At 41.1% G+C, this 15,100-nt stretch carries 10 protein-coding genes; all 10 read right to left on the bottom strand.

The features are described 5' to 3' along the window. Positions 1-13: 13 nt before the first annotated feature. Positions 14-1,279 carry a DUF4861 domain-containing protein gene (locus HFD85_RS01785; RefSeq protein WP_167604896.1) on the bottom strand — a complete coding sequence of 422 codons (1,266 nt, stop codon included), beginning with the start codon at positions 1,277-1,279 and terminating at the stop codon, positions 14-16. 306 nt (positions 1,280-1,585) lie between these two features. Next, positions 1,586-2,248, bottom strand: coding sequence for a GDSL-type esterase/lipase family protein (locus HFD85_RS01780; RefSeq protein WP_167604894.1), 663 nt, complete (start codon positions 2,246-2,248; stop codon positions 1,586-1,588). A 51-nt stretch (positions 2,249-2,299) separates the two neighbouring features. Then, the gene (locus tag HFD85_RS01775; protein ID WP_167604892.1) at positions 2,300-3,559 is read right to left on the bottom strand and encodes an MFS transporter; all 1,260 of its coding nucleotides are present in this window, start codon (positions 3,557-3,559) and stop codon (positions 2,300-2,302) included. A gap of 29 nt (positions 3,560-3,588) precedes the next feature. Further along, the gene (locus tag HFD85_RS01770) at positions 3,589-4,758 is read right to left on the bottom strand and encodes a n-acyl-d-glucosamine 2-epimerase (protein WP_167604890.1); all 1,170 of its coding nucleotides are present in this window, start codon (positions 4,756-4,758) and stop codon (positions 3,589-3,591) included. A 24-nt stretch (positions 4,759-4,782) separates the two neighbouring features. Further along, positions 4,783-5,871: a Kelch repeat-containing protein gene (locus HFD85_RS01765; protein WP_167604888.1), complete on the bottom strand. Its 1,089-nt coding sequence runs from the start codon at positions 5,869-5,871 to the stop codon at positions 4,783-4,785. A 79-nt stretch (positions 5,872-5,950) separates the two neighbouring features. Next, entirely contained in the window at positions 5,951-6,868 is a 918-nt protein-coding gene (locus tag HFD85_RS01760; RefSeq protein WP_240924997.1) for a dihydrodipicolinate synthase family protein, read from the bottom strand. Position 6,869: 1 nt separating this feature from the next. Further along, positions 6,870-8,696, bottom strand: coding sequence for a family 20 glycosylhydrolase (locus tag HFD85_RS01755; protein WP_167604886.1), 1,827 nt, complete (start codon positions 8,694-8,696; stop codon positions 6,870-6,872). Between the two features lie 200 nt (positions 8,697-8,896). After that, positions 8,897-10,024, bottom strand: coding sequence for a sialidase family protein (locus HFD85_RS01750; protein WP_167604885.1), 1,128 nt, complete (start codon positions 10,022-10,024; stop codon positions 8,897-8,899). 251 nt (positions 10,025-10,275) lie between these two features. Beyond that, complete coding sequence (locus HFD85_RS01745) at positions 10,276-11,760, bottom strand: RagB/SusD family nutrient uptake outer membrane protein (RefSeq protein ID WP_167604883.1); 1,485 nt, start codon at positions 11,758-11,760, stop codon at positions 10,276-10,278. Between the two features lie 13 nt (positions 11,761-11,773). Continuing rightward, positions 11,774-15,010, bottom strand: coding sequence for a SusC/RagA family TonB-linked outer membrane protein (locus tag HFD85_RS01740; protein ID WP_167604882.1), 3,237 nt, complete (start codon positions 15,008-15,010; stop codon positions 11,774-11,776). Positions 15,011-15,100: the final 90 nt, after the last annotated feature.

Here is a 15,100-nt window from a genome sequence, read left to right as displayed (position 1 = left end):
ATGGTAAATCGAGCTACTTTGTGTTAATCGGCGAATTTAGCAGGAATGCTTCATCGCTAAGATAGGCCCTAAATCCTTCTTCTGTTTTCCACTGATTTTTTTCAAGCCCCCAAACCGAAAAAAAGTAATGTCGGGCAGGCACCTCATTCTTAAAGTTTTGGCTGATGTAATAGGTTTCAGAAATAATGTTGCTGAATGATTTCGCAGGAACCGTTTTATAACCCAGTTTATAGAAATTGGTATCACTGCTGCGACCAATCTTTCCGAGTTCATCTTGTGGCACCATCACTGCCATTCCCAGTTCATCGTTGTTCAGCGATTGAACATCCTGTGTTCCAATGCATTGAAATCTGTGAGCTTCGAAAGAAAATGGTTCGCGTTTCAACATGCTGGTTACTATTCCGGTAACAATCTGCGACCCTTCAGGCGCACCTTTTACCGTAACATCCGACTGAAACCAATACTTTCCCGGATAGATTGAAATTCTTTCAGTTGCCTCCAGATCATCACCATCAACATGCCAGCCTTTGTAAACCAGGTCGAAAACCGAACGAACCGGTCCTTCCGTGATTTTGTGATACTCGTAAACATCGGTCGATCCAAGACGGTAAAGCGAGTCATTCTTTAACAAGGCAATTCCTCCCGATCCCAGCGAACTTCCACAGTGAAGGATATCCATTCCCCAGTCATTCAGATCGTGGTAATTCGGAATGGCAGGTGTATGAATCTTATCGATGATCATTTCGGGCTTTAGCTTACCAAATAAATCTTTCACGTTTCTACAATCGAAATACACCCGGAAGGCAATCTTATCATTCTCCCAACTTACGCTTTCACCCTGAGCGATAATTTTGAAATCGGAAGTACATGGCAAAGCTTCATAATAATCCACCTCTTTATAACCACCTTCTTCCTGGTGAATGCCAAGTCGAAGGTTGGTACGTTTTTCAAATTTTGGAGCTTCGTCTTCGGCAGCCTGACCAATCGTAATGTTCTTGCTTTCGTTAGCTGCGAAGTCGAGAAGTAGTGCTGCTTCATCCCAATTTCCGTCACCATTCATATCATCTAACTGGTAAGGAACAAGATTTTCCCCTGTTTTAAAAACCGGAACATTGCCTTTTTCCAAAGAAATTTGTTGCTCTATTTCCGCACGGGAAATTACTACCACTTCATCGGTACGATCTTCTGAAAGCGGATTGACAAGCTGAATTGTATTTATGTTTTTACATGAGTAAAGAGAGAAGCTAATCAGGATAAATAAAATGATCCGGTGTTTCATATTTAGCTGAATTTGGTTTTAAATTGACAGGGAATAAAAATAGCCTTTATTCAAGCATCTGCAAAAGAAACTGGATATTCAAGTTGATCTTATTCACAATAAAAAACGCCCGTTATTTATAACGAGCGTTTCACAAACTTAAATTTCCAGAAGTGGGCCCATCTGGGCTTGAACTCTTTATTATGAATTTCGTTATCAGCATATTACAAAAGTCGAAAATCGTCTACTCCCGATTTATACGCCTCTTATTACGTATATCATTACACTTCAAGTGTTTAATGTAGTATTTGCGTTTAAATTATTGAATTAACTTTTGATGAATGGATAGATTATTTTGATCCAGGTCAAATACCCTTTCGCTGTAAGATGTAAACCATCGTTAGTAAATTCAGGATCCAAATAGTCAGAATCACTTTCGATAAAAGCATCAAACAGATTAACAAACTCAACATCATTTTCGCTGCACCAGTCGTTCAATTTTTGGTTGATCTGCTTAACAGCATTTGTTTTGTCAACATGTCCGGCGAACTTCTTAAATGAAGGATTTACCGGCAGGATACTCTGAATATAAACTTCAGTTTCGGGAGTTGTCGCCCTGATCTTTTCCGCAATCAAACAAATATTTTTGAAAACTGTGTCTGCAGGAATTCCCCTTGCCAGATCGTTGATCCCGATCAACAGAAATACTTTTGCGGGTTTTGCGCTCGTCACCTCGTTAAGTCGGTACAAAACACCTGCGGTAACATCTCCGCTAATTCCACGATTTTTTACATTATACCCAGGAAGTAACTCACTCCATTCCCCGCCATCGGTGATGCTGTTACCCAGCATTATTATCTCATTTGGTTCATCAGGCAGACTTATAAAAAGGCTCAACCGTTGGTTATAATAGGTGCCAAACTCGTTTTCCTGAGCCGAAACGATGAACAGAGAGAACAGCAATACAAGGTTCAAAATAATCTTCTTCATAACTCCATTATGGCTTATTCAATTTATGTATACAAATTAGAATTTTACAGATTAATCCTCTTCCTTGTTGGCCACTTTTGGCTTCAAAACCAGTAGCTGGAGCACAACGGCCAAAGCAACCGGAATAGCAAGCAATGCCATGTCTCTTCCCAAATGACCTGAATCGGTAGATTTCCCGAGTAATTCAGTTACAAAAGCACCGGCAAAAACACCGGTGAGGTTCATTAATCCGTAACCTGCTGCACGGTGCCTCGGCGAAACAAACTGACACAATATGGGCATGTTGTTCGCATCAAACATCCCAAAGCCAATCCCAAACAATACACCACCACCAAGAATTCCTATTAATCCATGGCCAAACCCGAGTAGTATCAAAGAAGGAATAAGCAAACTCAAACCAATGGCTCCCGTGTAAATCCTTCCACGCAGGTTCTTCATAATCCAACGGTCAGCCAGAATACCTCCAAATATTACACCGATGAACGAAGAAGCAGCAATGGTAATGGTTGCCAGTGGACCCGCTTTAGACATGTCCATTCCGAGACTTTCTGAGAATAGTGTAGGCAGCCAGTTTTTTGTAGCCCATCCGGGAAAACTGGGAGCTGCAAAATAAAACAGGATCACCCAGAAACTTACAGTTCCCAGTAACATTCCAAGACTTTGAGATATCGATTTAAACCCTCGAATTTTAATACCTCCACTTGTTTCGATTTGTTTCGATGCAAAACGATCCTTTTTTTCACGCAGAAAAAAGATTAGGACAATACTGTAAGCGATCCCGATAAGTCCAAATGAATGAAATGTAGTTTGCCACGAAAATTCGTGTGCCACGGTCGCTCCAAAACCACCAATAGCCTGTCCAAAATATAATCCGGTCATGTGTATTCCTATGGCCAGAGAGCGTGTTCCTTCCTTATGGTAATCGGCAATTAATGCAAGGGCCGCAGGGATGTATAGCGCTTCGCTAATCCCCATAATAGCACGTAGGATGTAAAGAACATGAAAGTTTGTTGAATACCCCATTGACAATGTTACCCCAGACCAAACAGCCAGACTGCCGACAATAAGCCACTTACGGTTAACACGGTCGGCAATCAATCCGGCCACCGGGCTCATGAAACCGTAAATCCAAAGAAAAACTGCCATTAAGCGACCAAAATTTTCGGCTGTTTCAAGCTCCTTTATATCGATCATCATCGAGACTTTCATCGTCGATAACATCTGGCGATCCATGTAATTTAACAAAGCCACCACCCATAAAAGTCCAACTACGACCCAGGGATATATTGATTTTACTTTGCTTTGATTCATATATGTTTGATTTGATTCTTTTTTACCGTTTATCTGTTGTTTATTTTCTCCAATGTTTTCCATACCTGAAATAAACCGCGTGGTACATGAAAACAACCTTTCCATTTGCCGCCTTTCAGATTCAGCAACACATCGCCCTGCCGGTTTAGGTATCCAAACCATTCACCATATTCCGGGTCGGTAAAATGCGACCAGGTATAATCATGAACTTTTTCAAACCAGCTCAAACATTCCTTGTTTCCAGTAAGTGTGTATCCTTTTATCAGCGTTATTAATGTCTCGATATGTACCCACCAGAGTTTCTGGTCCCATTCCAATTGCTGAGGCGGATTTCCTTTTATATCGAGGAAATAATAAATACCACCGTATTCTTCATCCCATCCGTATTTTAATGTGCGCAGAGCAATGGTTACTGCCTTTTGCGCCAGTTCAGGCTTTTGAAGTCGTTCAGACAAGTCTAATATGAACCACATGGCTTCGATGGCGTGCCCCGGATTTAATAAGCGACCTTCAAAAGAGTCGGAAAAACTACCATCGGGATGAACATTTTCCAAAATCAATCCGGAATCCGGCTGATAAAAAACATCCATCACTTCGTGCAATACTCTTTCGACTGTGTTGTAGACCAACTCAGGCGCCAGCAGATGCTCAATTTCGAGCGCCAGGTTACACATAATCATGGGCAGTGAAAATCCCTTTAACGGACGTGTGCCAGGCATTAACTTGTTGAATGCTCCCTTAGGATTATCGCTTCGTTTTAAAATATTCTGAAAAGTATCTTTTGCAATGGTCGCGAACTCATCGCTGCCGGTAGCTTTGCTTAGTTGCCCAAAGGCCATTGTTGCAAAACAATCGGAAAAAACATTGTACGGCTGAACCAACGGCTCGCCCTCGCGGGTAAGCGAAAAATACCAATTCAGGTTCCCGTCATGTCCATACTGTTGCAGAAAAGCTGCACCGTTTAAAGCAATCTCTAACCATTCCGGCTTCTGTTCTACTTCATTGTATAATTTTGAGAACATCCACACCTGGCGGGCTTGTAGCCATATAAATTTATCGGTATCAAAAATCTTCCCTTCACGGTCTAAGCACGTGAAATATCCTCCATATTCCTGATCGACCGAATGCTCTTCCCAAAAAGGAATCACCTTATCAAATAGTTCGCTTTTATATTTTTCCGATAAAATTTTGAAATCCATTTCTTCCTGTTTTACTACTTCCAATTATTCTGATATTTCGGCAATATTTACTTTTGGGGTACGCACACCCGGCCTGATTTCTCCACTCGGTATAAATATTTTATTACCGTACTTTACAGAGCTGGTAGTTACCTGGGCCGGAAACGGGAGTGTTGTTATCTCCACACATTCGTTAGTAAGCGTGTTGTATAAAAGCACCTGTTTACTGAATCCAGGATGGCTTTCCAAATGCTTTATTTTCTTACTGTTTATTTCCGTTTTTTGCCCGAGTGTTTCAGCTTCAGCAGCAGCATTGATAAACGCTTCAGTTTTGTTGTATAATTGACCGTTGTCACCACCAAAAAGCAGGATATGGTTTTTCCCTACAGCAACTCCTGTTCCAGCAGCCAGTGTTAATGGTTCATTTTGGTCATTGTTTATTTCACCGACAAGATGCCACACTTTCTTCGACGGCGTATATTTCCAAACCGTGTTGTAAAAATTGCTTAATGCCGCCTCCTTATTGCGACCTCCTAAAACATAAACACAATCCTCTACCCCATCCCACTGACTTACAACTACTGCATTGGATACCTCTCGTGGCAAGTCGGGGAGTTTTTCCCATTCGAAATCAGCTTTTTGCACATCAGCACAATAAAACGATGATAGATTGCCTTTCGGACCTATACCTCCGACACCATAAACCATGGTACCAACGGCTGCTGCCCCGCTATTCGAAATGGGTACAGGAAAATCAGTCAGCTTGTTGATTAGCACCTCATTGTTAATATACTTCAATTGTAAAACGCCTGGTAGCGGTCCATTCGGATTTTCGCCACCAATACAAATAATTTTGTCACCTACCGATACACAGCTCGAATAGGCCAATGGTTCCGGAAGTTTTTCTTTAGCAAGGTGCCATGTAGCACCTTTTCCCTTCAGGTTAACGAAATAAATATCGTCGTAATAGGTTTTAGTTCCTCCCCGCCAGGGCAAAGAATCCGGAAAATTGGAACCTCCTGCAACAATAAGCATTTCTGAAGATACTCCAATCAGAGCACCTGCAAGTCCTTTTTGTTCCAGTTGGTCACTTACCGGTGGTAGATCCGGTAGACTCCCCCATTTGATTTTCATTGCTGTTATTTTATCATCGGGAGAGCATTGAAGTACAATTCCCCCTAAAAGGATAAATGAAACCAATCTTAGTTTTTGCTTAAAGCGAACTGAAAAGTTCCTGCATTTGTAAATCATGAACATCTTTTTCAAACTCTTTGTAAGCATCGTCGCTCATATTCTTCACAGGTAAACGGAATTCTCCGCATTCAAAACCAATGTATCGCATATAGGCTTTGCCGGTCGCAATTCCACCGTATTTTCCAAGCAGGCGAATCATGTCGATTGACTGATGTTGTAATTTTCGTGCTTTATCGAGATCACCATTGTCAAATGCATCAATAAGTTGATAGTAGAGAGGAGCAGCATAGTTAAACGTACTTCCAACTCCTCCGCGGGCTCCTAATACCAATGCAGATAACAGGTTCTCATCGCGCCCCCAAAGCATGTCGTATTTTCTGTCCATAAAATTCAAACAGCTTTGGAAATCCATAAAATCTTCATGAGTGTATTTTATACCAGCAAGGTTCGGAATCATCGAGTCCGCTTCCTGAAGAAAATCATACATGGAAACATAACACCCCGATAGCACCGGTATGTGGTAGAAGTAGAAAGGTATATCCGGAACAGCTTCGGCTACTTTCGCGCAGAACTCTGCTAACAAACCAGCATTCGCGGGCTTAAAATAATACGGTGCAAGCAACGCAATTGCATCTACCCCACACTCCCTCGAGTGCTGTGCATTTTCTATAGATTCCTTATATGATGTCCCGCCAACCAGGTTAATGATTTTTAATTCCTTTGTACCAGAAGCAGCTTTTATCCAATGCTCTGTCAATTGCATTCTTTCTTTTTGCGAAAGAGAAACTCCCTCACCTGTTGAACCATTTATAAATGCACCAACCACCTTATTCTTCAACAATAGCCTGACGTAATCGGGAATTTTCCCAAAAACAATTTCTCCTTTTTCATCCATTGGGGTGAACGGTGCTGTGATAAGGCCTTTTATTTTATTCATCTTAATTTTTAAAATTTATTTCTGAATTATATTTTAAACCTGGCACTTCCTTTACATTCTCGTTTTCGATTTGAACAGGAATGAACGTGAACATTCTTTTCCAGGTATCTTTTTTCACTGGAATTTTCAGCAGCACTTCGTTCCAACCTTTATTCAGGTGAATGGAACTCGGCTTTCTGAAAAAATAATTTTCGTCAGAGAATGGAATTTCTTCCGTACTACTTGCCACCCCGGGATTATTCCATTTAGGAGCATCAACAAGCTTACCATTCAACCAAACTTTCGGTTGTGTATTGTGCCATTCTCCTTCTTTCGGAAACGGTCCTCCTCTTCTGCCACCCGAACGCGACCAGTCGTGAAAACCGATCCATGCCCCAGCAGTTTGTTCTTTGGGTGACCAAATTTTCGTGTATGCGTAGTAAGTTCCCTCTTCTTTTGGAAAATTAGACGGGTAGCCAAAAAAGTGAGTCAAATGAATCGTCCCTCCATAAAAAGGTCCTTGCCAGGTATAATTTGTCGTGTCGATCTGGTAATTTTCCTGTAAAGTATTTTCAACCGGGAACTTAGCATCAACATCGCTATCATTTGCTATCGGTCCTAAAATTTTCCATTCAATATTTGCTTGTTTGATGTAAGGGAAAGGTTTTTCGGTAAAATATTTATCGCGGTGCTGAATCATCCTGTCCTCAAAAGCACTGAATTCGTTAAACAGCTCGCTTCCTTTTTCGGGCAGTTTAGCAAGATAGGTTTCGCCAAATTCGTTTTCCTGTCCTGTCCACGAAGTTTCGGCGTAGGTGAGTATTCCCGGGTAAACCGGATTCTGTTTAATAATGTCGTATTCGTCGTTTACGTTGTTATCGTTCCAGCAACACAAAATTCCTCCCAGGCGAATGGAATCGCCATGAGCCGCGCCACCAATACGTTCAAAAAATAACTGTGTAACTCCGGCCAGAGGATCAAGATGATTAAGGTAATTCAAACGCGAATCAAGGAAGCGATGCCCGGGTTTTGGATGACCATTTGAAGACCAAAGTTGTGTGATGGAAACCGTATCTCTTTGTATCTCGATACCAGGACGCCAAACAATGACCTCCCTGCCGTGGCTTTGAATTCGGTCGATGAGATCTGATAACAATTGTGGATCAGGTTTTTCGTAGGCATGCCAAACTTCATCGGTTCCAATATGAATAAAAGGCATTTGTTCCGGGGGCAGGAGACTGCAAAGTTCGTCTATCAAACCTAACAAAATCGCTCTTACGCTCGGATCGCTCATGCTGTCCAACTCGAATGCTTCGCGGAAAGCCTGACTATGGCCCGGTACATCAAATTCCGGAATCAAGGTAATATTTTTGCCTGCACAGTAATTTGACAATTCTACAAACTGTTCTTGTGAATAGTATTTTCCCGGCCAACGACTCATGGTCTCGGGATTCTTCAACTGCGAATATATTTTACTTTCCAGCCTCCACCCCGGATTATCGGTGAGATGTAAGTGAAAGGTGTTCATCTTATACGCCGAGAGCACGTCGATTTGCTCTTTCAGCATCTGAATCGACTGATAATTTCTTCCTACATCCTGCATAAATCCACGCACGGAAAACGCCGGCCAGTCAATGATTTCGCATCCCTGAAGAACTTTCTTACCGTTAATCGTTTGCTTGATTTGCCGAATGGTTTGTTGTCCCCAGTATAAACCTTTTGCAGTTGTTGCTTCAAGAATTACAGAATCAGCTGTAATATGCAGTCTGTAGGCTTCTTGCTGGTGAAAAGGGACTTCAGCGATGCGTGGAACAATATGCTGCACAAAACATGCACTACTGTCTGTCATTTTAAAAACCTCCCCGTTCCATTCCAACTTTTGTGGCATGGGAATAAGCGCAGGCTTTTCAATGTGCTGCTTTTTACACGCAAAGAAAAACAGGACTGATAGTATCAGCAGATTCAATTTAATGAATTGTCTCCAACCCCGATTTAAGTTGAATTTGTGCATATTCCTGTTTGTTTATTTGGTTCTATTGGTTTTTTGTTTCAATTTTTTGATTTTCTTAAACCATCTTCACCGTCAGTTAGCCATTCTAAAGAAAAGCTGACGAAGGTATTTTTAGAATACTCATCTTTTTCGAAGAATAATCCAATGTCACCGTTGTCAAGAACTGTCAGCGATGAATAAGCCGAACTCCCGGCATAAATCGTTTTTCCTTCCGACCATGTTTCACCCTCGTCGTAACTAATACGAACCGTCATGTTCACCCGGGCATCTTTCATTTTTGCATTTGAAAAAAGAAGACGGTTTTTGTCGTCGCCATCCTTTACGGAAGTATATCGAATTATACTTGCATTGCAACCCGGATCTATCAGATGCGATTCCGGTCGTGTTTGCCACGATTTCCCTTCGTCTGTTGAAATGTGCACATATCGCATTCCTTTCCCGTTAACACGACTGTTTATCATCCAGCTGCCATCTTCGAGCTCTACAATCTTTGATTCGTCAGCTGGCGAAATCGGCGTATCGATAAAATACCAGGTTTTCCCATGATCGTTGCTGCCAAACACATTTACTCCGTAGCTAAGGTTAACCATGCAATGCAACATTTTTCCGGTGCTGGTATAAATCCCGCGGCCCGATGTAATAAATTTAAAACCGGTGTCCCATTCCGGCTTTGTAATTTGAGCTGTAATATCAACCGGATCACTCCAGGTTTTTCCGTTGTCGGCACTTTTGGTGTAATGAAGGTAATACACATCTTTTTCCTTTTCGAGGTCCATAAAATTATAGAACAGGAAAATCTCCTTCGTTTCTTCATCAACAATCATCGATGGATCGGAAGCAGATTGTCCGAACGGAAAATCGACTACTCTTTCAATTTCTGTCCATGTTTTGCCCAAGTCGGTACTGCGCCGGATTACAATGTTGATGTCTTTGCTCCATTTCAGATCGCCACACGACGGAACACGTTCATCAATTGCAGCAACCAGATCTCCATTCGGAGCTGTTACGATTGCAGGGATTCGATAACATGAAACTGCGTCATTATTTCCTGCATCAAACAAATCTTGTAAAAGCAGATCGTTCTCCGTTTTCTGAAGCAAATCTTCCTGAGCACAAGCTGCTAATGCAAAAAGTAAAACAATAATATTTAAAACCGTAATCTTCATTTCTTAACTATTTTATATCTAATCTGTAGTCGGGTAAGTTTCAAAAATGCATTACGCTAGCTGTTCCTTCCTAACTTTAAACTATTCTTTTAAAATTGCCGGTACTACTTAATGAGTACCGTTAACAAGGTAACAAAACGCTTCGTAATAACAGAAAAATTATATTCGAATAGATTTAATTCAAGGAGAGTCGCAGTACACGACTCTCCTCTAATGAATCTAACCAAACTAAATCTATGCGAACATCCTGATTAATAGCCATCGGTCTGTTTTAATTCCGGATCGTTAGCGAGCATCGACTCAGATATTGAGTAGTAAATTTTATATGCTTCGTCAGCATCCAGTGTTGCCACCTCTTCGAAAACATAGTTATCACCTGCTCTAACCAAATCCCACCAGCGTTTGCCTTCAGCGAAAAATTCTTTTAATCTTTCGTCGAGTATCGCTTGTGTATTCTCGGCTTTTGTACCATTGATATATTCATGTCCGGTAAAGTTGTCGCCATAAGCCCTTGCACGGACCAGATTGATCAACTCTGACGGATCTTCATTCAGGTTATTCTTCGCCTCTGCCAGCAAGAGTAATACATCGGCATATCGGTATAATGGAACATTATTATAATCCCAACGTGTTCCGTCATCACCTATTACACCTAAAAATTTATTAAGGATGGACCCCTGATAACTGGGATCTCCTGCCTGAAACGGCACATGAACACTTCCATCATCATACACACGTAGAAAAGTATTCCGTCGTTGATCGAGGGTATCATCCATCATTAGAAGAACTTTCTCAGAAACACCGTAACGGCTCAGACCATTCACTACAAAATTGTCCATCGGGTTTCCGTGTTCATCTGTCAAATTAACCAGATCAACGGCTCTTGTTGTAGTCCAGCTTCCATAAAAATTACTGGCCTGGTCCTTCTGATAATCAACCGTAAATATAAACTCTAAGTTATTTTCGTTTACCTGTCCCCAAAGATTGGAGTATGACTCCAATTCGAATTCTGTCATCTGCTCCAGTGCCGATTTGGCCTCGTTAAAATCTGCATTACCGCCTCCAAGCACTTTTCCTGACCAAATGAATGCATCACCTTTTAAAGCTAATGTAGCAGCCTTCGACCAGTATATTGTTTTCCCCAGCCACAAACTATTGTCATTACCAAAATATTCAAGCGATTTAGCAATGTCGCTTTTAATTTGATTCATCACTTCTGTTTTTGGAGCGCGTGGTTTCTTCAATGTTTCCAGATCTACCTCTAAAAGTGGTTCAGTACTAATCGGTACGTCACCCCAGGCTTTTACCATAGTGTAATATACAAATGCACGTAGTCCGTATACCTGTCCCAGCATGTGATTTAAATCCTGTTCATTTGAAAACTCAACCTCAGGTGCATTTTTTATGAAGTCGTTGATGTAATGCAGCAAACCATAAAAGTTCGCCCAGTTCGAAAAGTACACTATTGAAGTACTAATGTTGTTTTCTATCAAATCAAGATCAGAAGGTGAATTTGCAAAAGTTGCTCCACCCCATAGATCCGCACGAACTTCTCCCATTCTCCAGATTGTAGAGTGATAGTTTCGGAAATTAGCATAAATTCCAACGTGTGCAGCTTTGGCTGCTTCCTCTGTATCCCAGAATCCATTGTAAGTTAAATCACTTTCCGGTTTCATGTCGAGCTCACATGAAATCAGGAATACGATTGACACAAATAATATGATATACTTTTTCATAATCTGATATTGCTTAAAAAGTTACATTTAATCCGAGTGTATAGGTCCGAGGCAGAGGAAATCTACCGGTATCAAGACCTGATGACGATTCTTCAGGAGAACTGCCTGAAAAACCATTGAAATAAGCCAGGTTAGAACCACTGATATATAATCTTGCGTTTTGGAAAATATTCTTTGCAATTTTTCCATCCAAATCATAACTCAAGGTTAGTTCACGTAAAGCAAGGTAATCACCCTTCTCCCACATACGGGAGCTGCTGTTATCCATTGATCCCTGGTCTCCTCCAGCGGCAAGATGGTTACGTTGGCGGTCAACTAAAGTGAAGATTGGTATATTCGAAGTTGGATTTTCTGTTGTCCAGGAATCTGCAATTTCGGCCGGCCCATTCTGGTTCCCTTGAGTTTGTGCAATACCTTTTACCCGGCGACCATTAATGATATAATGGCCCACGGCAAAGTCTGATTTTACAAATAAACTAAAGCCTTTATAATTAAATTCATTTGTAAAACCCCCCGTAAATTTGGGAGTTCTCCTTCCTATTACAACCCGATCGAGATAATTAATGATGTTGTCTCCATTTAAATCTTTCCATCTGGTGTCACCAAGAAATCTTACATCTTTTTTAGTGGCAAAATCCACAATCCTTCCATCGTGTTCATCGATTTCGGCTTGTGTCTGGTAAACACCGTCGAATACATAGGCAGTAATCAAATCCAGTCCAACACGTTCACCTTCCTGCAAACCACCAACATATTTTGTTCCATCAGTTGCCGGATCATAGATTTCGGTACCTCCCTGTCGATTCTTTTCAATTCCATTATCGGGAAGCGATTTGGCATAATTTTTAACTGAATAATAGGTAAGTCCTACATTCCAGTTAAAATCGGCAGTTTTAATAACATCAGCATTCACCTGTAATTCCAGGCCACGGTTTTGCAAGGTGCCATTATTGGTTGTAATGGAAGAGAAACCGGTCCAAAGCGGCAAAGTCAAGCCTGCCAGTTTATCCTTCACATCACGTATGAAATAATCTCCAATCAAGGTCAGCCTGTCGTTGAAGAAACCAATATCCAAGCCCATATTGAAAGTAGTTGATCGTTCCCATTTCAAATCGAGCAAAGGAAGTTGTGTATTGGCATAACCCGTTTGAGTATCGTAAACACTGGTGAGAGCGTATGTACCAAATACACCAAAATTACTCAAGACGTCGATGTTTCCGTTCACCCCGTAACTCAAACGTGGTTTGATTTTACTGATGGTAGATTTAATTTTTGATTTGCTGAAGAAGTCTTCATTATGGATGTTCCATCCTGCCGAAACGCCCGGGAAGAAATCGTATTTATTATTTCCTAAGCGAGATGTACCATCGTATCTAAACGTAAATCCAAAGAGGTATTTATAATCGAAATCATAGTTTACCTGACCAAAAAGCGATGCTATTTCGTATCCGGTTTTATAGGAATAAGGGACACCACTGGCTTCGGAACCAACGTTCATCGTGTAAATTAAATCGGTTGGTGAAAGCCGTGTTGCTGCATTAAATGTGAAATACTTCTCCATGAAATATTCCGATCCTAACAAAGCAGTAACATTGTGCCCGTCAAAAGACTTTTTGTAATTCAGCATTGCTGTTATCTGATCGCGCAGAGTCCTCCGGTAAGAGGCTGCTGATTTTCTTTCCGTTCTTAAAGACCCTGAGTTCAAGTATGCTTTATCAAACGATTCATTTGTATTATTGATTGAAAAATGACTTCCGCGAACGGTAAGATTAAAATCGTTCAGAAATTTATAATCAAACTGAACTGAGCCGGTAAAACGTTCTTCAAGATTTGTTCGGACAAATTTATCTTTGTAATACAATGGATTTCCAAATCCAAGGTAGGTTCCCGGCTGGTATTCATCTGACAAACTGCCATCAGGATTATTATTGTAAATCCGTGAAGTCGGAGCTAAGCCGGCAGTTCGTTGAAACAGGTTGTATTCTGAATCATAAGGCAAATCCTGGCTTGAATGTGCAAAAATAATATTTGAACTGACCTTGAAATTTTCGGTAATCTTATACGATCCGTTAAAGGTTCCTGAGACACGAGTGAACGATGAGCCGAATACCAATCCATTGTCATCCATGTATCCCAATCCCAGGTAATAAGTTCCTTTATCGTTTCCGCCGTCGAACGACAAACTGTAATCCTGCGAATAGCTTTCCTGGTAAAACAATTCGTTCATTTGATTTTCCATGAAAATCAGTGTTGTTCCGGGATTGATGGGATCTTCAATAGTTTGCCATCCATCGTAATTCAACAAATACTTGTTCTCATCAGTGAGAACCATAGTGGTGTATATTGAATTGGTGGTATTATTACCTGTCGCTGCTGCATGACCGCCTGTTAAAAACACATCAAGCCACGGATACCCCATAACATCCTGTGCTGCACGCACACCCAAACGATTATATTTTACGTAATCGGCTGCCCCTAAATATTCCATAGGATCATCGCGTTTTTGATTTGAAGTAAATTTCGCCCTGAAATTGATGTTTGATTTTCCAACCTTTCCTTTTTTCGTGGTAATAAGAATAACACCATTGGCTGCCCTTGCTCCGTAAATAGCAGTCGAGGCTGCATCTTTCAGCACTTCCATCGACTCTATGTCGTCGGAATTGAGTGCATAAAACGAACTGGGGACTCCATCCACAAGAATCAGCGGAGAACCGCTTCCATCGAAGCTTGTACCTCCACGAACCACCAGAGAAGGAGTAGTTCCAGGCTGACCTGTTGTTTGTGTAACTTTCAAACCTGCAATGGTTCCCTGCAAGGCTGTCGCCGCATTCGAACGGGGAACACTTTGCAATACTTTTGTATCAAGTTTCGAAATTGATGTAGTCATCTCTGCACGAGATTGCGTTGAATAACCTGTGACAACTACTTCATCCAAAGCCGTGGTTTCAACCTCTAATACTACATCGAAATACCGTGATGTACCAACCGTGATCGTTCGCGATGTGAAACCGATCATAGAGAACATCAACTGTGATTCTTCAGAAGGTACTTCAATAGAGAATGCTCCGTCAACATCTGTAGAAACACCAGTTGTGGTGCCAAGAAGAATTACGTTAACACCGGGCAGCGGGGTATTTTGCGAGGCATCCAAGACTTTGCCCTCTATCACAATTTGTGACATACCATTTACTATGCCCATAAAGAGTAGGAAAAGTAAAATGATAGCTTTTTTAGTTAGAACTTTTTCCATAAATTTGATATTAATTAATGTTTTATGTATGACATAATGCGACAAATATAGGGATTAGTTTTTTAATTCAAAATGTTTTTTAAAATTTGT

The sequence above is a fragment of the Maribellus sediminis genome (assembly GCF_011799805.1).
GTDB classification, from domain to species: Bacteria; Bacteroidota; Bacteroidia; order Bacteroidales; family Prolixibacteraceae; genus Draconibacterium; species Draconibacterium sediminis_A.
Note: the sequence above shows the minus strand (reverse complement) of the source record. Positions and strands in the feature narration are given on the sequence as shown.